General features: G+C 41.3%; 21 protein-coding genes, 10 tRNA genes and 1 rRNA gene (1 of these 32 cut by a window edge). 30 read left to right on the forward strand and 2 right to left on the reverse strand.

The window, feature by feature from the left end:
* Nucleotides 1-66 precede the first annotated feature (66 nt).
* The 4 genes from J1899_RS01910 to J1899_RS01925 all read left to right on the forward strand — a co-directional run bounded on the left by J1899_RS01910 (nucleotide 67) and on the right by J1899_RS01925 (nucleotide 4794).
* A complete protein-coding gene (locus J1899_RS01910) occupies nucleotides 67-777 on the forward strand; it encodes an alpha/beta hydrolase (protein ID WP_214477175.1) in 711 nt (236 codons plus the stop codon).
* 376 nt (nucleotides 778-1153) lie between these two features.
* On the forward strand, nucleotides 1154-2644 hold the full coding sequence (cshA, locus tag J1899_RS01915) for a degradosome RNA helicase CshA (protein ID WP_066450664.1): 1491 nt from the start codon (nucleotides 1154-1156) through the stop codon (nucleotides 2642-2644).
* Nucleotides 2645-2870: 226 nt separating this feature from the next.
* The gene (locus tag J1899_RS01920) at nucleotides 2871-3350 is read left to right on the forward strand and encodes a PH domain-containing protein (RefSeq protein WP_066450662.1); all 480 of its coding nucleotides are present in this window, start codon (nucleotides 2871-2873) and stop codon (nucleotides 3348-3350) included.
* Nucleotides 3340-4794, forward strand: a complete 1455-nt coding sequence (locus J1899_RS01925; RefSeq protein WP_343216735.1) for a PH domain-containing protein — start codon at nucleotides 3340-3342, stop codon at nucleotides 4792-4794. The genes J1899_RS01920 and J1899_RS01925 overlap by 11 nt, the downstream gene beginning before the upstream one ends.
* A 150-nt stretch (nucleotides 4795-4944) precedes the next feature.
* Here J1899_RS01925 and J1899_RS01930 read toward each other — a convergent pair whose 3' ends face one another.
* Complete coding sequence (locus J1899_RS01930; RefSeq protein WP_066450658.1) at nucleotides 4945-5529, reverse strand: rhomboid family intramembrane serine protease; 585 nt, start codon at nucleotides 5527-5529, stop codon at nucleotides 4945-4947.
* Between the two features lie 109 nt (nucleotides 5530-5638).
* Here J1899_RS01930 and acpS point away from each other — a divergent pair, with 109 nt between their 5' ends.
* The 14 genes from acpS to J1899_RS02000 all read left to right on the forward strand — a co-directional run bounded on the left by acpS (nucleotide 5639) and on the right by J1899_RS02000 (nucleotide 17361).
* Entirely contained in the window at nucleotides 5639-5989 is a 351-nt protein-coding gene (gene acpS / locus J1899_RS01935; RefSeq protein WP_066450655.1) for a holo-ACP synthase, read from the forward strand.
* 200 nt (nucleotides 5990-6189) lie between these two features.
* Complete coding sequence (locus J1899_RS01940) at nucleotides 6190-7203, forward strand: LolA family protein (protein ID WP_214477177.1); 1014 nt, start codon at nucleotides 6190-6192, stop codon at nucleotides 7201-7203.
* A 597-nt stretch (nucleotides 7204-7800) separates the two neighbouring features.
* Nucleotides 7801-8964, forward strand: a complete 1164-nt coding sequence (gene alr, locus J1899_RS01945; protein WP_214477179.1) for an alanine racemase — start codon at nucleotides 7801-7803, stop codon at nucleotides 8962-8964.
* Nucleotides 8965-9121: 157 nt separating this feature from the next.
* On the forward strand, nucleotides 9122-9403 hold the full coding sequence (locus tag J1899_RS01950; protein WP_066451796.1) for a CopG family ribbon-helix-helix protein: 282 nt from the start codon (nucleotides 9122-9124) through the stop codon (nucleotides 9401-9403).
* 4 nt (nucleotides 9404-9407) lie between these two features.
* Nucleotides 9408-9758: a type II toxin-antitoxin system endoribonuclease NdoA gene (ndoA, locus tag J1899_RS01955; protein ID WP_019156408.1), complete on the forward strand. Its 351-nt coding sequence runs from the start codon at nucleotides 9408-9410 to the stop codon at nucleotides 9756-9758.
* Nucleotides 9759-10139: 381 nt separating this feature from the next.
* Nucleotides 10140-10973 (forward strand): RsbT co-antagonist protein RsbRA, encoded by an 834-nt coding sequence (locus J1899_RS01960; protein WP_214477181.1) that lies wholly within the window; start codon nucleotides 10140-10142, stop codon nucleotides 10971-10973.
* Nucleotides 10970-11335 (forward strand): STAS domain-containing protein, encoded by a 366-nt coding sequence (locus tag J1899_RS01965; protein ID WP_066450646.1) that lies wholly within the window; start codon nucleotides 10970-10972, stop codon nucleotides 11333-11335. Before J1899_RS01960 ends, J1899_RS01965 begins: the two co-directional genes overlap by 4 nt.
* 2 nt (nucleotides 11336-11337) lie before the next feature.
* Complete coding sequence (locus J1899_RS01970; protein WP_214477183.1) at nucleotides 11338-11739, forward strand: anti-sigma regulatory factor; 402 nt, start codon at nucleotides 11338-11340, stop codon at nucleotides 11737-11739.
* An 11-nt stretch (nucleotides 11740-11750) separates the two neighbouring features.
* Complete coding sequence (locus J1899_RS01975; protein ID WP_214477187.1) at nucleotides 11751-12761, forward strand: PP2C family protein-serine/threonine phosphatase; 1011 nt, start codon at nucleotides 11751-11753, stop codon at nucleotides 12759-12761.
* A 60-nt stretch (nucleotides 12762-12821) separates the two neighbouring features.
* Complete coding sequence (locus tag J1899_RS01980) at nucleotides 12822-13154, forward strand: anti-sigma factor antagonist (RefSeq protein WP_066450632.1); 333 nt, start codon at nucleotides 12822-12824, stop codon at nucleotides 13152-13154.
* Entirely contained in the window at nucleotides 13151-13624 is a 474-nt protein-coding gene (gene rsbW, locus J1899_RS01985) for an anti-sigma B factor RsbW (RefSeq protein ID WP_066450627.1), read from the forward strand. Before J1899_RS01980 ends, rsbW begins: the two co-directional genes overlap by 4 nt.
* Nucleotides 13602-14396 carry an RNA polymerase sigma factor SigB gene (gene sigB, locus J1899_RS01990; RefSeq protein WP_066450624.1) on the forward strand — a complete coding sequence of 265 codons (795 nt, stop codon included), beginning with the start codon at nucleotides 13602-13604 and terminating at the stop codon, nucleotides 14394-14396. Before rsbW ends, sigB begins: the two co-directional genes overlap by 23 nt.
* The gene (locus J1899_RS01995; protein ID WP_214477189.1) at nucleotides 14393-14989 is read left to right on the forward strand and encodes a PP2C family serine/threonine-protein phosphatase; all 597 of its coding nucleotides are present in this window, start codon (nucleotides 14393-14395) and stop codon (nucleotides 14987-14989) included. Before sigB ends, J1899_RS01995 begins: the two co-directional genes overlap by 4 nt.
* 212 nt (nucleotides 14990-15201) lie before the next feature.
* Nucleotides 15202-17361 carry a Tex family protein gene (locus J1899_RS02000; RefSeq protein WP_425514992.1) on the forward strand — a complete coding sequence of 720 codons (2160 nt, stop codon included), beginning with the start codon at nucleotides 15202-15204 and terminating at the stop codon, nucleotides 17359-17361.
* 211 nt (nucleotides 17362-17572) lie between these two features.
* On the opposite strand, the gene cmpA is transcribed toward J1899_RS02000, so the two are convergent.
* Complete coding sequence (gene cmpA / locus J1899_RS02005; protein WP_151575486.1) at nucleotides 17573-17683, reverse strand: cortex morphogenetic protein CmpA; 111 nt, start codon at nucleotides 17681-17683, stop codon at nucleotides 17573-17575.
* A gap of 99 nt (nucleotides 17684-17782) precedes the next feature.
* On the opposite strand from cmpA, the gene J1899_RS02010 reads away from it, so the two are divergent.
* The 12 genes from J1899_RS02010 to J1899_RS02065 form a co-directional block, all read left to right on the forward strand.
* Nucleotides 17783-18256, forward strand: a complete 474-nt coding sequence (locus J1899_RS02010; protein WP_214477191.1) for a SprT family protein — start codon at nucleotides 17783-17785, stop codon at nucleotides 18254-18256.
* Nucleotides 18257-18355: 99 nt separating this feature from the next.
* A tRNA-Asn gene (locus J1899_RS02015) sits at nucleotides 18356-18430 on the forward strand.
* A gap of 4 nt (nucleotides 18431-18434) precedes the next feature.
* A tRNA-Ser gene (locus J1899_RS02020) sits at nucleotides 18435-18525 on the forward strand.
* A gap of 11 nt (nucleotides 18526-18536) precedes the next feature.
* Nucleotides 18537-18608, forward strand: a tRNA-Glu gene (locus J1899_RS02025).
* Nucleotides 18609-18717: 109 nt separating this feature from the next.
* Nucleotides 18718-18792, forward strand: a tRNA-Gln gene (locus J1899_RS02030).
* Nucleotides 18793-18800: 8 nt separating this feature from the next.
* A tRNA-Lys gene (locus J1899_RS02035) sits at nucleotides 18801-18876 on the forward strand.
* 15 nt (nucleotides 18877-18891) lie between these two features.
* Nucleotides 18892-18973 (forward strand) — tRNA-Leu (locus tag J1899_RS02040).
* Between the two features lie 76 nt (nucleotides 18974-19049).
* A tRNA-Leu gene (locus tag J1899_RS02045) sits at nucleotides 19050-19136 on the forward strand.
* Between the two features lie 63 nt (nucleotides 19137-19199).
* A tRNA-Arg gene (locus tag J1899_RS02050) sits at nucleotides 19200-19276 on the forward strand.
* A 6-nt stretch (nucleotides 19277-19282) separates the two neighbouring features.
* Nucleotides 19283-19359, forward strand: a tRNA-Pro gene (locus tag J1899_RS02055).
* A 32-nt stretch (nucleotides 19360-19391) separates the two neighbouring features.
* Nucleotides 19392-19465, forward strand: a tRNA-Gly gene (locus tag J1899_RS02060).
* A 105-nt stretch (nucleotides 19466-19570) separates the two neighbouring features.
* Nucleotides 19571-20862 (forward strand): 16S ribosomal RNA (locus J1899_RS02065); it runs 258 nt beyond the window's last position.

The raw sequence follows: 20862 nt of genomic DNA on the forward strand, positions 1-20862 counted from the left end.
CAGTAGTAAGAAATAGAGGAAAGAGATACAATAATAACAATTATGGAGATAGGCGGGTGGCTTAAGGTGATTGGATGTATGTGTATTCATGGATTTACAGGTGCTCCATTCGAGGTAGAACCGATTGCTGCTTACTTAAGAGAGCATACGGATTGGGAGATCGCTGTTCCTACCTTGCCTGGGCATGGAGAAAGCTTGGCGCTAAAAGGTATTGAATATAGTAAATGGATCCAGCATGCTGAAGACGAATTTGAAAGATTAAGTGCAAAATGCGACAAAGTGTATGTAATCGGTTTTTCTATGGGCGGTTTAATCGCCAGCTATCTGGCTGCAAATCATAAAGTGGACCGTCTGATTCTGCTTAGTGCAGCTGCTTATTATGTAAATCCCCGGCAGCTTTTGAAGGACGTTAGAGAAATGTTATCCGATGCTTTTCAAGGGAAATTGCTTAAAAATGAAATGTTCGTCCGCTACTCCAGGAAAATAAAGGCTACACCCATAACAGCTACACTTCAGTTTCGTCGTCTTGTTGGAGCTGTAAGACCCATCTTAAATCAAGTCCATGTTCCTACCCTAATTGCTCAAGGAGAAAGTGATGGCGTTGTTCCTCCTAAAAGCGCTGAATTTCTTTATCGCCATATCGGAACTGAAACGAAGAAATTAATTTACATTAAAGACTCAAAACACCTTATATGCCATTGCAGTGAGAATGAGAAATTATTTGAAGAGGTATTAGAGTTCTTAGAAAACAAGGGAGAAGACGTGAAAACGTCTTAAGTACCGCGACCATACCATTGCAATGAACCATTATCGGTGATAAGATTAAAGTTATAGTTTTCACAGGACTTCTCAGAAACCCGGACATACTCCAGTATTAGGAGAATGTCTTTTTTCATGAATAACGGTCTAGGATGACAAACGTCTTCGTGTTATAAGTTAGGTAAAATTGACCGGTTAAAACCGGTTTCTAAACAATAACAAAACTGATAAAAGTGCTTTCTGCATAAATTTGAAAGGACCTTCGTTTCCTCATCCTTCCTCAAGCGGGTTTCAGTGATCGGCAGCATCCACATGGGAGCGGCTGTCTTATGAGTGTTAATCCTGCATGCATCACAGAAAATATTTTTCAATTGATAGAAGGAGAATGAATATAGTGACAAAGTTTCAAGATTTGGGCATAAGCCCAGCTACAATGAAGTCTTTAAATAGAATGGGATTTGAAGAGGCGACGCCAATTCAAGCGCAAACCATTCCACTTAGCCTGGAAAATAAAGATTTAATCGGTCAAGCCCAAACGGGAACCGGGAAAACAGCTGCATTTGGAATTCCAATGATTGATAAAATTGATTATGAAAAAAATGTAATCCAAGGAATTGTCATTGCTCCAACTCGTGAACTGGCGATTCAAGTATCTGAAGAACTGTATAAGATTGGCTTTGGAAAACGCACAAGAGTTCTTTCTATATACGGCGGCCAGGATATCAACAGACAGATCCGCGCTTTAAAAAATAAACCTCATATCATTGTAGGAACACCTGGACGTATTCTGGATCATATTAAGCGTAAAACACTTCGTTTAGACAACGTGCATACTGCGATCCTTGATGAAGCGGATGAAATGCTGAATATGGGCTTTATTGACGATATTGAAGCGATCCTATCCAGCATTCCTGAAGAACGTCAAACACTTCTATTCTCAGCTACAATGCCAGAGCCGATCCGCAAAATGGCAGCTCGCTTCATGAAAGAACCGCAAATTGTTCGTGTAAAAGCAAAAGAAATGACAGTATCACTTATCGATCAATATTACATTGAAGTGCAAGAGAAGAATAAATTTGATGTGCTGACACGACTGCTTGATATCCAGTCACCAGAGCTTGCGATTGTTTTTGGACGGACAAAGCGCCGGGTTGATGAGCTTGCAGAGGCTTTGACGCTAAGAGGCTATATGGCTGAAGGAATTCACGGTGACTTAAGCCAGGCAAAACGTATTTCCGTTTTACGCAAGTTTAAGGAAGGTTCTATTGACGTTTTAGTTGCTACAGACGTAGCTGCACGCGGCTTGGACATTTCAGGGGTTACGCATGTATATAACTTTGATATTCCTCAAGATCCAGAAAGCTATGTCCACCGTATTGGCCGTACAGGGCGTGCTGGTAAAGAAGGTGTAGCAATGACGTTCATCAACCCGCGTGAAAAATCCTATTTGCATGTGGTTGAGCGTACAACAAAGCGTAAAATGGAACGCATGGATGCTCCAACACTTGATGAAGCGTTGGAAGGCCAGCAAAAGGCTGTCGTTGAAAAAGTGGCGCAAACAATTGAAGAAAACAACCTTTCTTATTACAAGCAAACAGCAGAAGAATTACTGGCAAATCAGGATGCTGTTGCAGTTGTTCAAGCAATGCTTAAGATGCTGACGAAGGAACCGGACACAACACCTGTTAAATTAACAGAAGAAAAGCCGCTGCCAATGAAGCGCGACAGAAAGCCTTATGACCGCAGCAAAAGTTATAATGGCGGGCAAAGAAACCGTTCAAATGGACAATACAAACCTCGCCAAGGTCATGCAGGCAAAAGATCTAATTACAATAACAGTAATAATAAATCAAATTCAAATTCAAATTCAAATACGTATCGTTAAAGCGGAGGGCCTTTTGGCTCTCTCTTTTTTTAGGATTTTAAAAAGTAAAACCATGTTCGCATGCTTAGGATAAGAGATAGCTGCATTAAGTGATCATTCTGCCTTTTATGCGTATAATAAAATTCAATAAGGGAAATTCCACTTAAAGGAATACAACGAACTTATATGTCATGTATACTAAATGTATCAATGATCAGACTTTCATCAGACTTTCAGGAGGTACCGGATGATTACAAAACCGCAAAAACGCATTTCAAAGAGAGGCTTAAAGGTATGGCGAATTGCGGGCGCCATTCATTCCATCCTTGCTTTTTTAGCTGCCGGAGGAGCAATTGCCCTAACCATTATATTTGATTGGCCTTTTTGGATTATTGGAGCAGCGCTTATTTTTTTCGCTGCCTATGCTTATGTGTTTATTATGTTAATTCCAAGTTTAAGGTGGAAACGCTGGCGCTATGAAGTAAGGGAAAATGAAATCGAGATTCAGCATGGTGTATTCGTTATTAAAAGCACATTGATCCCAATGATCCGTGTGCAGCATGTAGATACACAGCAAGGTCCTATTCTGCGTAAATACCGATTAGCTACAGTAGCTATTTCAACTGCGGCGACTGTTCACGAAATACCTGCCCTTGATGTGGATGAAGCAGAGCAGCTGCGATTTTTCATTTCAAATCTAGCGAGGGTGGCAGCAGATGATGTCTGAACCAAAAAGACTTCATCCGGTTGCCGCAGTGGCTAATTTTTTACAGAGTCTTAAGGAATTGCTGCTGCCCGTCTTTGTTCTTATTATATTTGGGGGTGAGGGAGGATTCTTCCAATTCATTACCTCTGGAATTGTGATTCTCCTGCTATTGCTTTCAGGTATTATTACATGGCTGCGGTTCACTTATCGAATTGAGGAAGGTGAACTGCGCATAGAATCAGGGGTTTTTGTCCGCAAGAAAAGGTATATTCCGTTTGAAAGGATCCAAAGCCTGGATACATCAGAAGGCATTCTTCAGCGTCCATTTAACTTGGTCAAAATGAAGGTGGAAACAGCAGGCTCAAGTGGAAAAGGTGATGCAGAGGCGGTTTTAACAGCCATTAACAAGCAGGAAGCTTCGCTCATACAGCAGGCTCTTCTGCATTCTAAAGGTCAAGCATCGGATGCGGATGATGACAGGGATCTGTCCGCAGAGCCTAAAGAAGATATTGTTTACAAAATTTCACCAGGTGAGCTGCTGCTGCTTTCATCTACTTCTGGCGGTGCAGGGGTAGTAATTTCGGCTGTAGTAGCATTTATCCTGCAGCTGGATGAAGTGCTTCCGTATGAACGGATTTTTGCTCAATTTGAACATTTTATTAAAAACGGAATTCTTTTTATAAGTATTGTCATTTTTATTGTTTTCTTTATCGCATGGCTAATTGCACTTATCGGTTCTTTATTTAAGTATGCTGATTTTACAGTGAAGAAAGTGGATAATGATTTAATTATTACAAGAGGTTTGCTGGAAAAACGGCAATTTACAATTCCGTTTAACCGGATTCAAGCAGTTAAGATAACGGAAAACTTACTGCGGCAGCCTTTTGGATTTGCCAGTGTATATGTGGAAAGTGCAGGGGGTTCACTGCAGAATGCAAGCAGTTCAAGTGTTTTGCTTCTGCCTATTACAAAAAAAAGCCGCATTGCAGACATCTTAAAACCATACCTGACAGATTATGCTTTTGAACCTATATTAACGCCGGCGCCTCGCAGATCGTGTGTACGGTACCTTTTTCGCGGGTTCCTGACATCTATTTTGCCAATGGTTTTGCCGCTTCTTTTTTTCAGACCTTGGGGATATTTTGCTCTTCTTTTATTGCCGTTTTCCCTTTTTCTTTCTTATTTAAAATATAAGGATGCGGGATGGGGAATACATGGGCAGCAATTAACATTGCGGTACCGCGGTCTCCTTAAAAATACGGTATTTATGAAGAAAAATCGTATTCAGAAGCTATCAATGGAACAGAGTTATTTTCAAGAAAGAGCCGATTTGGCAACAGCTGATGCAGCGGTCATGTCAGGTTTTGGGGGAAGCGGCGGGACTGTCGCTGACTTGGAAAAACGAGATGTACAGCAGGTATACGAATGGTATTCGTATACAGAAAAAGTGGAGGACCGATTGTAATTTATACTAAAAATGATACAGAAACACAAAAATACCCGAGCGAATAGAAGATATTTTTAAGTCATCTCCTATGTTGCGTTCGGGTATTTTTGTGATTAAAGTGGAGCAAGTGCGCCCATTAATTATTAATTTGAGCTTTGCTGAACACGGCTATTTTTTTAGAGTAGCAGCGCCAATTAAAAAGCCTGCAAGCAGCCCGAATAAATGCCCGGTAATATTGATGTTTGACTGCATGAACGTCATAATGACAGCAATAACAGTGATGGTAATAATCAGCTGTTTATTTTCATTTGATAGAAGATCTTTACGGAAAGCGATGATCGATGCGAAAAAGCCAAATAAGCCAAAAATGGCTCCGCTTGCCCCAACATGTATATACGTTAAAGGCTCAATCAGCAGAGTGGCGAGGTTGGCTGCAATTCCAGCAGTCAAATATAAGAAAACAAACTTCCCTTTCCCAAGCATTCTTTCTAATACAGGTCCGAATAGAATAAGAGAAAAACTATTGAATAGGACATGAGCAAAGCCGCTATGCATAAAAATGGGTGTAAGCAGTCGCCAATATTCGCCGTTTACAATATAAAGATTTACTCCAGCAAAGCGTTCCATCAGCCAGCCGGGTGGAAAAATCGGCAATGCTGTCAGAAGATAGAGTACAATGTGAATGGCAATAATAGTTGAAATGACAGGATAGTAGCGGATAAATTCTTTAAAGCTTTCCGTTCTTACAAACATGAATAGCCCCCTTAAAATTCGTTATGAGTCCTTAAGTGATTTAGTATCATAATAGCCCGAATTGGCTGTTTCAGCACCTTTTTTGCATGAAGAACAAGGAGGAAAAAAGATGATAACAGGAATCGGCATAGATATTGTTGAATTGCATAGAATTCAAAAGCTGGTGGACAAGCAGCAAAAATTTGCACTGAGAATCCTGACCTATTCAGAATATCAGCAATTTGAGCAGCTGCACGGTAAGCGTCAGGTTGAATTTCTGGCAGGCAGATTTGCTGCTAAAGAAGCATATTCTAAGGCAATCGGAACAGGGATCGGCAGTGACCTCTCCTTTCAGGATATAGAAATAGCCAAAGATGAAAGAGGTAAACCATCCATCATGAAACCGATTCAGCATGGTGTCCACCTTTCTATTTCTCATAGTAAAGACTATGCAGTCGCACAGGTTATTATTGAAGATTAATGATGAAAATAAGGATGATCTAAAAAAGTCTCCCATTTTAAATGCTAAGTTTGAAACAAACTCCATGAAAAAATAAAAGCTTGTCATTCCTCCTAGCATATTTCCTAAGGTTGTCTCATATATTCGTAGTGCGTAGAAGAGACAAGGCCAAGGAAACGCATAAGGCGAAAAGCCGAATCGAGACAAAAGGGGTTGAAGGAATGAAGAAGAGGTTGTTGCTGCTGCTTGCCGGTCTAGGTATTGTTTTGACTTTAGCAGCCTGTGGCACGAAATCACAGGAGGATGTTACAAAAGATCTTAGCAAAAAAGTGGAAGAGGCTGAGAGCTATAAGGCAAAAGCGAAGATGACACTGCAGATGGGCACAGATCCGCAAACATATGACATTGAAGTTTGGCACAAAGATCCGTCCTATTATCGTGTGAATTTAGTCAATGCCCAAAAGGAACAAAGTCAAATGATCCTTCGCAATGATGAAGGGGTGTTTGTATTAACGCCTGCCTTAAATAAAAGTTTCAAGTTCCAAAGTGAATGGCCTGAAAACAGCAGCCAAGCGTATTTATATGAGTCACTGGTCAAGGATATTTTAGAGGATCAGGAAGCTAAATTTACGGCTAAGGAAGATCAGTATGTTTTTGAAACAAAAACAAGATATCAAAACAGCCAAATGCTTCCGACTCAGGAAATTACTCTGAAGAAGTCAGATTTATCACCAGTGAGTGTTAAAGTAATGGATACAGAAGGAAATGCCCTTGTAACAGTTGATTTCACAGAAGTGAAATTCAATGAAAAACTAGATCAAAACGACTTTGATATGCAGAAGAATATGACTCGTGCTCAGCTTAATACGGTTCCAGTTTTAGCAGAAAATGAGTCTGATGAGTTTTCTGTTATGTATCCTGAATATGAACTTTCAGGTGTCGAGCTTCAGGAGACAGAAGTTGAAACTGAGGATGGAAAACGGGTTATCTTAACCTATAAAGGCGAGAAATCCTATACGTTAATCCAAGAAAAGGCAGTTGCTATGGAGACATCCAGCATGGCGACTTCCGTAAGTGGAGAGCCTGTTGATCTTGGCTTTACAATCGGCGCGATGACTGATAATACAATCTCCTGGACCTATCAGGGAGTTGAATATATGCTTGCTTCCAATGATTTAACGGAAGAAGAAATGCTTTCAGTTGCTCAATCCGTTCAAGGGGACGTAGTAAAATAAGAAGCAGGCTGATTTCAGTCTGCTAAAGCAGACAGGCTGTTTAAAAGCAGCCTGTTCTTTTTTTGCTGAAATTAAGAGCGAGCATAATGGCATCAGGTTTCCGTGGCACTTTTGCAGTGGGGTGATAAATGTCTTTATGCGTCTGTTTTCTTGGAAGAAGCAGGCGTGCTTTGATGTTTGATTTCTCGAAGGAATAGGCGGAGAAATTCCGGTTATTTTGAAAATTAGAGTTCAAAAAGCAAAAATAAGGGGATATTTTCCGGTTAACTCCTCTACATCCAACTAAATATAGTAATTATGATCAAATAAGCGAAAAAACTCCGCTTATTTTACTCCAAATGCTTACATTTAATAAAATAGACGGAATTCATCCGTTTATTTTTCACAGATGTTTTAAAGCATATATAAAACTTTTTGCAGAAACATGTGCCGAGAAGAGTGGGCAGCCTAACCTGACTGAACGGTTGTGAGACGAAAAAAAGAACTGCCTGCTTTGTGTACATAAATAAGAAGATTCCTTTCATTTCTTGACATTCCCCCTGCAAGAGACTGATAATTTAACATAATATTTCACGGGAAGAATGAGGAAGTGAAGGTATGGAGATGGATAAGAATCAATTTTTCAGAGATACTTGGGCAGAAATAAATCTTGATAAGATAACATATAATGTAGAGGCAATGAAGAAGCATGTTCAAAAAGGGACGAAAATAATGGCGGTTGTTAAAGCGAATGCCTATGGGCATGGAGATTTAGCGATCGCTAAAACAGCCTTAAAGGCAGGTGCCGAATATTTGGCTGTTGCAACACTGGATGAGGCATTTGCTCTTAGAAAATCAGGCATTACAGCACCGATCCTTGTATTAGGCGCAAGCAGGCCGGAACATGCATGTTTTGCGGCAAAGGAAAATATTGCTCTTACCATTTTCCAAAGCGACTGGCTTCAAAAAGCAAAAGCCTATTTAGATGATTGTCCTTCTCTTCGAATTCATGTCAAGTTTGATACGGGGATGGGGAGAATAGGCATCACTTCACAGGAAGAATGGGCAAAGATCGAGAGTGTGCTGATGGATGACGGTCTGTTTACATTTGAAGGTATTTTCACGCACTTTGCCACGGCGGATGAACTGGAGACAGAATATTTCTCAAAGCAGCTGCAGCAATTTGATGAGATGCTTTCATGGATAAAAGATCTTCCTCCGCTGATCCACGCAAGTAATAGTGCAGCGGGATTAAGATTCGCCCGAGCTCATTTTAATGTAGCTCGATTAGGGATTGCTATGTATGGACTGACACCTTCGACAGAGATGGAAAAGGTATTGCCTTTTCCTTTAAATGAAGCATTTTCACTCCATAGCAAGCTAATTCATGTCAAAAGACTGAATAAAGGTGATAAAGTAAGCTACGGAGCGACTTACACGGCAGAGCAGGATGAGTGGATTGGCACGCTGCCAATTGGCTATGCAGACGGCTGGATCCGGAAATTACAGGGGCAGGAAGTACTTGTAAATGGGCAAAGGGTTCCAATTGTTGGAAGGATCTGCATGGATCAATGTATGGTGAGACTGCCATATCAAATGGAAGTTGGCACCACGGTCACCTTGATTGGCAAGCAGGGAGATGAAATCATTCCGGTGAATGAAATCGCTGCAAAGCTTGATACCATCAACTATGAAGTTACTTGCTTAATTTCAAGAAGAATCCCAAGAGTGTATAAGCAAGAGGGAAGCATCATAGAAATTAGAAATGATGTTTTATTGTAAGGAATGACTTTATTTTTCTATTTCCCTGCATAAAATCTTATTTTCTTAGCAGATAATACAGTAGAATTGATGAATAGTCTTTGCAACTGCCCGGAATAATGGTACTATTAGAAATGGTAGATATAAAATGGTGTAGCGATGGTGGAGGTGTATGTTTGTGTCTGAGTCCAGCACAACAACAGAGATTATGGTGGAGCTGCCGCAGCAGCTTTTGACCGAGTTAGACGGCTTTGTAAAGCAGGAAAACGTTAATCGGAGTGAACTCATTTATCAAGCGACCAAAATGTATTTGCGTGAACGGAAAAAAAGACAGATTCGCGAATCCATGAGACGCGGCTATATGGAAATGGCAAAAATAAATTTGACGATTGCATCTGAAGCATTTCAAGCGGAATATGAGGCAGAACACACAGTTGAACGTCTTGTAAGCGGAGGCTAATAAATTGATTGTCAAACGTGGTGACGTTTATTTTGCAGACCTATCCCCAGTTGTTGGTTCCGAACAAGGCGGCGTACGTCCAGTATTGGTCATCCAAAACGACATCGGGAATCGGTTTAGTCCCACAGTAATTATTGCAGCAATAACGGCCCAGATCCAAAAAGCAAAGCTGCCTACTCACGTTGAAATTGATGCGAAACGTTATGGGTTTGAAAGGGATTCAGTCATCCTCTTAGAACAGATTCGTACAATTGATAAACAGCGCTTAACCGATAAGATTACCCATCTCGATGACGAAATGATGGAGAAAGTGGATGAAGCCCTGCAAATTAGTTTAGGACTCATCGAATTTTAATTATAAAATGTGATCGCTCCATAGCAGGGGGCGATTTTTTTTTCAATGATTTAAAAATGAAGGTTTTATAATAGGAAGAAAAGAATATATGGTTAGAGATTTCTGAGCCATTTCAGTAGAATGTAAGTAGAAGAATGAGAAAAAATAGTTTGATTAAAAGCTGTTTGAGAAAATAAAACAAAATAGGTTTAACTTATAAGTAATGCGGGTATATAAAAAAGTCATATATATCATTTTTTATTTCTACTTACGAAATATAAGTAATAACTTTGCTATAAAAACTACATATATGTTTGTTCTTTTACAAATTTTGAGTTTGTTTTACAATGCCAAGTATTGGGAATGTGCATATTCTTTATATGATAAAATGGGGAGGACATAATGAATAGCGTAATCTTAAATTATATTCAAGAAAACAAAGACCAGATTTTTAATGAATGGATAGAGTCCTTGAAGGAAAATGGCGATGAACGTGTTGTAAAAGTTGTCTCTGATCAAGTATTCAATTCAACCAGCTATGAATTTATAGATGTTATTATCGCGAGTGTAAAAAATTCGACGGAAGAATTCACTTCCAGATTATCGGATTTTTCAGAAAAAGTAGTACGTCTTGGCTGGCCGCTCAGCTTTGTAACAAAGGCCTTAAATATTTTTGGGAAAATTGTTTTCCAAAAGATGCAGGATGAAGGTGTAGTCAATAACGAGAATCAAATGGATACCGTTTTTGAATTTGATCGCTGGATGAATCCAATGGTTAACGAAATGGTCAATATGTACTCTTCGACATGGGAAAGAACGGTTTCTATGCAAAAGATAGCTCTCCAAGAGTTATCTGCTCCGCTTATTCCGGTATTTGACAATATAACGGTAATGCCTTTAGTTGGAACGATAGATACTGAGAGAGCGAAACAAATTATGGAGAATCTTCTCCAAGGAACAGTCAAGCACCGTTCAGAAGTGGTGTTAATCGATATTACGGGTGTTCCTGTTGTAGATACAATGGTGGCGCATCATATTATACAGGCTGCAGATGCAGTAAGACTTGTAGGTGCAAAGTGTATGATCGTCGGCATCCGTCCTGAGATCGCCCAAACGATTGTGAATCTTGGAATTGACTTAAATCAAATTACGACTAAAAATACACTCAAAAAAGGTGTAGAAGCCGCACTTGAGATAACAAAAAGAAAAATTGTTAAGGTGGAGGAAGCAGAGTGAGAAGTCCGAGAATTCCTATTTTAAAACTGCATAACTGCCTGCTTGTATCCATTCAATGGGAGCTGGATGATAAGACAGCACTGCAATTTCAGGAAGATTTACTGAATAAAATTCATGTCACAAGCGCAAATGGGGTTGTTATTGATTTAACATCCATTGATTTTATAGACTCTTTTATTGCTAAGGTACTTGGCGATGTAATAGATATGTCCAAACTGATGGGAGCTAAAGTTGTTATTACTGGCATTCAGCCTGCTGTTGCTATTACGCTCATTGAACTGGGCATTGGATTGAATGATGTCCTTACTGCCATTGATCTAGAAAAAGGTTTGGAGAAACTACAACAGGAATTGGGGGAGTAACCATGGAAAACCAATCCTGCGTAAAGATCATAAACGAATGGGACATCGTTGCAGCAAGGCAGCTGGGACGTAATGTTGCAAAAGACCTTGGCTTTGGTACGGTCGATCAGGCGAGGATAACAACAGCAATCAGTGAGCTTGCACGGAATATTTATTTATATGCCGGCCAAGGTCAAGTGTGCATCGAAAAGATATACGACGGGGGAAAAGCAGGGTTGCAGATATTGGCAGCGGACAGCGGTCCCGGGATTAGTGATTTGCGTCAAGTTATGGAAGATGGTTATTCCACTTCAGGTGGACTTGGAGCTGGACTGCCTGGAGTAAAGCGGTTGATGGATGAATTTGTCATTGACTCACAACCTGGAAAAGGTACAGATATAAAAGCAACCAAATGGCTCCGTTAGGGGGAGTATAAATGGATTTTCGAGAAATAATTGCGGATAAATACCGAGATATTCTCCTCAATTATCTTAAAGACCAATCGGAGCAATCATTATATAGCAGTCAAAAATTCAGCCGGAAATCAATTGAACATATGATTTCGCCTGAGGAAATAATAAGCATTCATAAGCAGCTAATCGTTGATCTATTCCCAGATATGCAGCCTGAAATTGCTCATTCATTTGATATTCTTTTAGAGGTAATGGTTGGGTATGGATTTGCGCTACGGGAGCATCAAAATCTAAAGCATATCCAGCAGGAGCTTAGAAGTGAAATGGAAATTGCTGCAAATGTGCAGAAAACACTATTGGGAACATCAATTCCAAATATTGATTGTCTTGATATCGGGGCGATTAGTGTGCCTGCCAAACATATGAATGGAGACTACCATCATTTTGTGCAGGATGAAAACAATAGTGTGAGTATTGCTATTGCAGATGTTATTGGGAAAGGTCTCCCGGCTGCATTGTGTATGTCTATGATAAAGTATGCGATGGATAGTTTACCTGAAAATAGAATGAATCCAAAGGATGTCCTCGAAAATTTAAATCGCGTTGTAGAACAGAACGTTGACCTAACGATGTTTATTACCATGTTTTATGGAATATATGATACGGAAAAACATGTGTTTTCATATGCTTCTGCGGGTCATGAACCTTGTTTATTTTACAATGCTGAAAGTGCTGAGTTTACTGAGCTTCCTGCAAAGGGATTGCTGCTGGGGATTGAAAAGAAGACGAAGTACAGACAATATGAGCGAACAGTCGATGTTGGAGATATGATCATTCTTATGTCTGATGGTGTGACGGAATGCCGAACCGAGGATGGTTTTATAGAAAGAGAATCGCTGCTTGAACTCATTAAGAAATTCATCCATTTAGATGCACAGGACATTGTGACTAGTGTTTATAAAGAGCTAGAGAAAATGCAGGATTTGCAGCTGCGTGATGACTTTACTTTAATTATTTTTAAAAGAAAGGTTTAACGCAGCCCAGATCGGGGTAATTAAGAGCATGGAGAAGACATGTATAAAGGTGGGTCTAGTATGAATATTTCTATAGACGTTAAGGAAAATGAGAAGCTGGTTGAAGTAAAAGTAAGCGGAGAAATTGATGCATATACAGCACCTAAACTTCGTGAAAACCTCTTTCCGCTAGCTGAAAAGGAAGGCGTCCAAATGGTTGTGAACTTATCGGATGTTTCCTACATGGATAGTACAGGTTTAGGCGTTTTTGTTGGTGTTTTTAAAAACGTCCGTGCAAATAATGGAGAATTTAAGATCATTGGTTTATCAGATAGGCTAAAAAGACTTTTTGAGATTACTGGCTTAGCCGACATAATTGATATTAACACCCAGATTGAAGGTGGAGTACAATGAACGAACCATTCGATTATATTGAAATGAGAATCCCTGCAAAACCAGAGTTTGTTGGGATTATACGTTTGACGTTATCAGGGATTGCCAGCAGATTGGGCTTTTCCTATGATGAAATAGAAGATCTAAAGATTGCAACGAGTGAAGCCTGCACTAATGCAGTGCAGCACGCATATAAGCAATCTGACGAAGGGGAAGTCCTAATTGGATTCGGCCTATATAATGACAGGCTTGAAGTCATGGTGGCTGATAATGGAAAAAGTTTTGACTTTCAGCAGGCGAGAGAAGGGATCGGCCCTTATCATGAGACAGATTCTGTGGAATTTTTACGTGAAGGGGGACTGGGCCTATATCTGATTGAAACATTGATGGATGAAGTTCGAATTCATCATAAAGAGGGTGTTACGGTCTTTATGACTAAGTACCTAGAGGGAGAGCAGGTGGAGAGGGATGCAGAAACAATCTCAACCTAATCACAGAACCAAAGAAGAAATTAATCAGCTAATTAAATCCTATCAAGAACATCAGGATGAAGTTGCCCAGAATACACTCGTATTACAATACAAAAATTTAGTAGAGTCGATTGCCCGAAAGTATTCTAAGGGAAGATCTTATCATGAAGATATCGTACAAGTCGGTATTATTGGTCTGCTTGGTGCGATCCGCCGCTATGATGAATCTTTCGGAAAATCCTTTGAAGCTTTTGCGGTTCCAACAATTATCGGTGAAATTAAACGATTTCTCAGGGATAAAACCTGGAGTGTCCACGTACCGCGTCGTATTAAAGAATTAGGTCCAAAAATTAAAACGACAGCTGAAGAATTGACCATACAGCTTCAGCGTTCGCCAAGAGTAGATGAAATTGCTGATTATATCGGGGTTTCAGAAGAAGAAGTATTAGAAGCAATGGAGATGGGAAAAAGCTATCAGGCGTTATCAGTTGATCATTCAATTGAAGCAGATTCAGATGGCGGAACCGTTACGCTTCTTGACATTGTCGGAAACGAAGATGATGGATATGAAAAAGTGAATCAAATGCTTGTTTTAGAAAAAGTCCTTCATGTTTTATCTGAACGGGAAAAGCAAATTATTCAATTTACTTACTTGGAGAACTTAAGTCAAAAAGAAGCCGGGGACAAGCTTGGTATTTCGCAAATGCATGTATCAAGATTGCAAAGGAGAGCAATAAAGAAACTCCAAGAGGCAATTCATGCAGAAGCGGATAATTCGGAGTGCCTTTCATGACAGAAATGTTAAACGATAAGGTTGAAGTCGTTGCGTTTCAAACGGCAAAAAAAGGCAAGGATTATTGTGGTGACAGCTATTACTATGTAGCTACTGATGAATACTATATATGTGTACTTGCAGATGGCCTTGGGAGCGGACAGTATGCAAATGAAGCTTCTGCGGCTGTAACAGATATAGTAGAAAAACATCACAACATGGATGTTGATTCATTAATGAACCTCTGTAATCAGGCACTGCTTCAAAAAAGAGGAGCAGCTGTTTCAATATTTAAGTTCTCTTTTGCAGAGAAAGAACTTACATACAGCTGTGTAGGCAACATTCGCTTCTTTTTGTATTCTCAATCCGAGAAACTCACGTATCCATTGCCAGTGACGGGGTACTTGTCAGGCAGGAAACAAACCTTTAATACGCAGCGTTTTAAATACGAAAACAAATCCAAATTTCTTGTATACTCAGATGGAATTAATATAACTGGAGTCAAAGATTTGCTCAAACCATTTGTGCCGATCTGCCATATTGCTGAAACAATAAAAAAAGAAAGTGCCACAAATGATGATGATGCAACATTTATTATTGGAAGCCTGCTCTAATGGGAGCAGGTTTTCTTGTGTAATCAGAAGGTAATGTGAAGAGTGAAATGTATGTCCAACTATGCCCAGCCATCCACTTTGCAGGTTTGTCAGCTGGCAGTAATCTGTACATTTAACTTAAAGCTATAAAGCACACGTATACAGGGAATATATGAAATCCACTTCATCTTTTGTTAAAATAAATATTAAAAGCAAAATGTGGAGGAATAGAATTGGAAAATCGACAAGAAATCTTGCAGCAAATTGCAAAAGAAGAAGGACTAACCAATAAACAGGTCAACAGTACAATTGCCCTTCTGGAAGAGGGTAATACAGTTCCTTTCATTGCGCGTTACCGTAAAGAAATGACCGGAGCCCTTGATGAGGTGCAAATCCGCAACATTATGGAACGCTGGCAATACATACAAAACCTGCAGCAGCGTAAGTCAGAGGTCATTAGATTAATTGATGAGCAAGGTAAGCTTACAGAAGAACTTTCAAAATCAATCCAAAAAGCTGCAAAGCTTCAAGAGGTAGAAGACCTTTATCGCCCCTATAAACAAAAAAGAAGAACGAAGGCAACCATCGCAAAAGAAAAAGGATTAGAGCCATTTGCGGAGTGGCTTGCTGGTTTGCCGCAAAATGTGCAAATAGAAGAGAAGGCAAATGAATTCCTGTCAGAGGAACATGAACTGCTGACAGTTGAAGATGTGCTGGCTGGTGCAAAAGAAATTATTGCAGAATGGGTTTCAGACGATGCTGAGAGCAGAAAATGGATACGGCAGGAAACGGCTAAGAACGGAAAAGTTGAATCTAAGCTTAAGAATCAGGAAAACGATGAGAAAAATGTGTTTGAAATGTACTATGAGTACGAGGAGCCGATCAGCAAGATTGTTCCCCATCGTACATTAGCGCTAAACCGCGGTGAAAAAGAAGATGTGCTGCGAATTAACGTTAAGCCGAATGATGAAGTGGTTGTCGGATATCTGTTGAAGAAGTGGATAACTGATGACCGGTCTCCTGCTGCAATCTATCTAAAAGAAGCGGTTGAGGACAGCTATAAACGATTTATTCAGCCATCCATCGAGAGAGAAATACGTGCAGAGCTGACAGAAAAAGCAGAAGAGCAGGCAATTCGGATTTTCTCAGAGAATCTTCGCAAATTATTGCTGCAGCCGCCGCTAAAAGGAAAGGTTGTCCTGGCGGTTGATCCGGCTTATCGGACAGGATGTAAACTTGCAGTGGTCGACGAAACCGGCAAGGTATTAAAAATAGATGTCATTTATCCGCATCCGCCTGTTTCTAAAAGAAAAGAAGCAAGTTCTAAAGTCGTTGATATCTTAAAGACATTCCATGTAGAAATGGTTGCGATTGGTAATGGAACAGCTTCAAGGGAAACAGAGCAATTTATTGCCGATATTTTAAAGGAAATAGATGAAGAAATCTATTATTTAATAGTAAATGAAGCAGGGGCAAGCGTTTATTCCGCATCAGATCTTGCGAGAGAAGAGTTTCCTAATCTGCAGGTGGAAGAAAGAAGTGCAGTATCCATTGGGCGCCGCCTTCAAGACCCCCTGGCAGAGCTGGTGAAAATAGATCCGAAATCGGTTGGTGTAGGCCAGTATCAGCATGATGTTTCACAGAAGAAGTTGAGTGAATCTTTAACATTTGTAGTTGAGACAGCCGTTAACCAAGTGGGTGTTAACGTCAATACAGCCTCTTCTTCATTGCTTCAGTATGTTGCAGGTCTTTCCAAAACAGTAGCAAACAATATCATTAAAAAGCGAGAAGAAGAAGGGAAGTTCCTGCAGCGAAGCCAGCTGAAAAAAATCCCGCGCCTGGGAGCGAAAACGTATGAGCAGGCGATTGGGTTTTTGAGGATCTTAGATGGTTCTGAACCTCTTGATCGCACAAGTATTCACCCGGAATCCTATCCGGAAGTAATGAAATTGCTGCAGAGTTTAGGTTTCTCTACTGCAGATCTCGGGACAACCGCACTTGTTGATGAATTAAAGGGATTAGACATTGAAAAAACGGCTGATGAATTAGGGGTCGGTGTGCCGACACTTAAAGATATTATTGAGGCACTTGTACGTCCTGCCAGAGACCCAAGGGACGATTTGGCGAAACCATTATTGAAAAAGGATGTCCTCCAGCTTGAGGATTTGGAAACAGGAATGGAACTCCAAGGAACAGTCCGCAATGTGGTCGATTTTGGAGCATTCGTGGATATCGGAGTAAAACAGGATGGGCTTGTTCATATCTCAAAGCTCAGCAAACAGTTCGTCAAGCATCCGCTCAATGTTGTTTCTGTTGGAGATGTTGTGACGGTTTGGGTTGATTCAGTGGATAAAAATAAAGGCAGAGTGGCTTTAACAATGCTTAAGCCTTAATGAAAAGGAGGGTGATTCTGGGCGGTTTGCTTAGGATCACCCTCTTTTCTGATAGTATAAATTAACAGTGTCGTTTTTGCTGACATAAGGGTAAAAGATATAAACGCAGCTAGTTGCTTGAATGTCTCTGCGAATGCCTATCTTATATGATGAACTTTAAGATCTATTAGTACTGTGTAAAATCGAGATAGCAAAAGAATGCAAGGTACTATTAACTGTACTTTTTCCGATAAAAGTACCAGCACTGATTTAATAACTTTATCTGGTACCGATCTTTTTCATAAAAAGCTCGCTGAATTTGATTTTGAAACCATACAGGCATGATGATTCCTCCAATATGTTTCATTCGCAGTTCTCTGGGGTCTTATAATGTATGCTATAATAGGTTGTCATGTTTACAAGTTTAAAAGGGGATTTTCAAATGGAACAAGCAGAATTGCAAAAGCTGGTTGAAACGATATCACTTGAAAGTTTTCAAAAGCCATTTCGGCATAAAGCTTTTTTTAATAACCGCCTTCGGACAACAGGCGGGAGGTATATGCTGAGGGATCATCGAATTGAATTAAATAAAAAGTATCTAGAACAATTCGGTGTCGAAGAATTAATTGGCATTATCAAACATGAACTTTGCCATTATCATTTGCATTTAGAAGGCAAAGGGTATAAACATCGAGATCAGGATTTCCGGGCATTGATGAAAAAAGTAGGAGCTCCGCGGTTTTGTTCTACTTTACCTGTGCATACTAGCAAAAGCAGAAAACAAGTTTTATACCGCTGTCAGAATTGCGGTCACTTATATGAAAGAAGACGAAAGATTGACACACGGAAATATGTTTGCGGCAAATGTAAAGGGAAGTTAGGCTTCGTTAAGGAAACTACTTTAATTGAGCAATAGTATTAAGAAAACAGTCAGGTGAAAATATCTTCAAAACATGCTTGACTTTTAAAATACCGGTCATTATAATGTAAAGAGTCGATAAGATGATATTGTTATTCCGCAGTAGCTCAGTGGTAGAGCATTCGGCTGTTAACCGAACGGTCGCAGGTTCGAGTCCTGCCTGCGGAGCCATTATGGGGAAGTACTCAAGTGGCTGAAGAGGCGCCCCTGCTAAGGGTGTAGGTCGCGTAAGCGGCGCGAGGGTTCAAATCCCTCCTTCTCCGCCAGTTTATTTTTTGGCCCGTTGGTCAAGCGGTTAAGACACCGCCCTTTCACGGCGGTAACACGGGTTCGAATCCCGTACGGGTCACTTTAATATACCTGATATATCACAGGTTCCATGGTGTAGCGGTTAACTTACCTGCTTGTCATGCAGGAGATCACGGGTTCAATTCCGGTCGGGACCGCCATTCTAATATTGGGCTATAGCCAAGCGGTAAGGCAACGGACTTTGACTCCGTCATGCGTAGGTTCGAATCCTGCTAGCCCAGCCATTATTTTTGAGCCATTAGCTCAGTCGGTAGAGCATCTGACTTTTAATCAGAGGGTCGAAGGTTCGAGTCCTTCATGGCTCACCATTTTCATTTTAATATGCGGGTGTGGCGGAATTGGCAGACGCACCAGACTTAGGATCTGGCGCCGCAAGGCGTGGGGGTTCGACTCCCTTCACCCGCACTTCTACTTTAATCTTAAAAAAGTGCTTGCGCTGGATAAAACATTGTGTTATGATTGATCTTGTCGCTCTTAATGAGCGGTCGTGGCGGAATGGCAGACGCGCTAGGTTGAGGGCCTAGTGGGAGTTAATCCCGTGGAGGTTCAAGTCCTCTCGGCCGCACCAAAAAAAGTTGTTGACAAGAACAAAACGATGTGATAAGATATAAAAGTTGCTTTAGAAACATATGCGCCCGTAGCTCAATTGGATAGAGCGTCTGACTACGGATCAGAAGGTTATGGGTTCGACTCCTTTCGGGCGCGCCATATATACGGGGAGTAGCTCAGCTTGGTAGAGCACTTGGTTTGGGACCAAGGGGTCGCAGGTTCGAATCCTGTCTTCCCGACCATCGAGTCTTCCTAATAATATCATTATTATAATGCGGGTGTAGTTTAGTGGTAAAACCTCAGCCTTCCAAGCTGATGATGAGGGTTCGATTCCCTTCACCCGCTCCAAAAAATTGCTCTTTGAAAACTGAACGAACAATAAAACGTCAACGTTTAAAAAAGATTCTTCGGAATCAACAATGTACATTATGTACACAAGAGCTAATCAACTCTTTCTTGGAGAGTTTGATCCTGGCTCAGGACGAACGCTGGCGGCGTGCCTAATACATGCAAGTCGAGCGGACAGATGGGAGCTTGCTCCCTGAAGTCAGCGGCGGACGGGTGAGTAACACGTGGGCAACCTGCCTGTAAGACTGGGATAACTTCGGGAAACCGGAGCTAATACCGGATAATGCTTTTGGACTCATGTCCTTAAGCTGAAAGATGGTTTACGCTATCACTTACAGATGGGCCCGCGGCGCATTAGCTAGTTGGTGAGGTAACGGCTCACCAAGGCAACGATGCGTAGCCGACCTGAGAGGGTGATCGGCCACACTGGGACTGAGACACGGCCCAGACTCCTACGGGAGGCAGCAGTAGGGAATCTTCCGCAATGGACGAAAGTCTGACGGAGCAACGCCGCGTGAGTGATGAAGGTTTTCGGATCGTAAAACTCTGTTGTTAGGGAAGAACAAGTACCGGAGTAACTGCCGGTACCTTGACGGTACCTAACCAGAAAGCCACGGCTAACTACGTGCCAGCAGCCGCGGTAATACGTAGGTGGCAAGCGTTGTCCGGAATTATTGGGCGTAAAGCGCGCGCAGGCGGTCCTTTAAGTCTGATGTGAAAGCCCACGGCTCAACCGTGGAGGGTCATTGGAAACTGGGGGACTTGAGTGCAGAAGAGGAGAGTGGAATTCCACGTGTAGCGGTGAAATGCGTAGAGATGTGGAGGAACACCAGTGGCGAAGGCGACTCTCTGGTCTGTAACTGACGCTGAGGCGCGAAAGCGTGGGGAGCGAACAGGATTAGATACCCTGGTAGTCCACGCCGTAAACGATGAGTGCTAAGTGTTAGAGGGTTTCCGCCCTTTAGTGCTGCAGCAAACGCATTAAGCACTCCGCCTGGGGAGTACGGCCGCAAGGCTGAAACTCAAAGGAATTGACGGGGGCCCGCACAAGCGGTGGAGCATGTGGTTTAATTCGAAGCAACGCGAAGAACCTTACCAGGTCTTGACATCCTCTGACACTCCTAGAGATAGGACGTTCCCCTTCGGGGGACAGAGTGACAGGTGGTGCATGGTTGTCGTCAGCTCGTGTCGTGAGATGTTGGGTTAAGTCCCGCAACGAGCGCAACCCTTGATCTTAGTTGCCAGCATTCAGTTGGGCACTCTAAGGTGACTGCCGGTGACAAACCGGAGGAAGGTGGGGATGACGTCAAATCATCATGCCCCTTATGACCTGGGCTACACACGTGCTACAATGGATGGTACAAAGGGCTGCAAGACCGCGAGGTTTAGCCAATCCC

The sequence above is a fragment of the Cytobacillus gottheilii genome (assembly GCF_018582665.1).
Taxonomy (GTDB): Bacteria; Bacillota; Bacilli; order Bacillales; family Cytobacillaceae; genus Cytobacillus; species Cytobacillus gottheilii.

Excerpts from the sequence above, each read along its gene's own strand:
- J1899_RS01975 (WP_214477187.1), top strand. The coding sequence starts at position 11,751 with ATGGATTTTCGAGAAATAATTGCGGATAAATACCGAGATATTCTCCTC.
- J1899_RS02010 (WP_214477191.1), top strand. The coding sequence starts at position 17,783 with ATGGAACAAGCAGAATTGCAAAAGCTGGTTGAAACGATATCACTTGAA.
- J1899_RS01930 (WP_066450658.1), bottom strand. The coding sequence starts at position 5,529 with ATGTTTGTAAGAACGGAAAGCTTTAAAGAATTTATCCGCTACTATCCT.
- J1899_RS01980 (WP_066450632.1), top strand. The coding sequence starts at position 12,822 with ATGAATATTTCTATAGACGTTAAGGAAAATGAGAAGCTGGTTGAAGTA.
- J1899_RS01970 (WP_214477183.1), top strand. The coding sequence starts at position 11,338 with ATGGAAAACCAATCCTGCGTAAAGATCATAAACGAATGGGACATCGTT.
- alr (WP_214477179.1), top strand. The coding sequence starts at position 7,801 with ATGGAGATGGATAAGAATCAATTTTTCAGAGATACTTGGGCAGAAATA.
- acpS (WP_066450655.1), top strand. The coding sequence starts at position 5,639 with ATGATAACAGGAATCGGCATAGATATTGTTGAATTGCATAGAATTCAA.
- cmpA (WP_151575486.1), bottom strand. The coding sequence starts at position 17,683 with ATGCCTGTATGGTTTCAAAATCAAATTCAGCGAGCTTTTTATGAAAAA.
- J1899_RS01960 (WP_214477181.1), top strand. The coding sequence starts at position 10,140 with ATGAATAGCGTAATCTTAAATTATATTCAAGAAAACAAAGACCAGATT.
- J1899_RS01925 (WP_343216735.1), top strand. The coding sequence starts at position 3,340 with ATGATGTCTGAACCAAAAAGACTTCATCCGGTTGCCGCAGTGGCTAAT.
- J1899_RS01940 (WP_214477177.1), top strand. The coding sequence starts at position 6,190 with ATGAAGAAGAGGTTGTTGCTGCTGCTTGCCGGTCTAGGTATTGTTTTG.
- J1899_RS01995 (WP_214477189.1), top strand. The coding sequence starts at position 14,393 with ATGACAGAAATGTTAAACGATAAGGTTGAAGTCGTTGCGTTTCAAACG.
- rsbW (WP_066450627.1), top strand. The coding sequence starts at position 13,151 with ATGAACGAACCATTCGATTATATTGAAATGAGAATCCCTGCAAAACCA.
- J1899_RS01920 (WP_066450662.1), top strand. The coding sequence starts at position 2,871 with ATGATTACAAAACCGCAAAAACGCATTTCAAAGAGAGGCTTAAAGGTA.
- sigB (WP_066450624.1), top strand. The coding sequence starts at position 13,602 with ATGCAGAAACAATCTCAACCTAATCACAGAACCAAAGAAGAAATTAAT.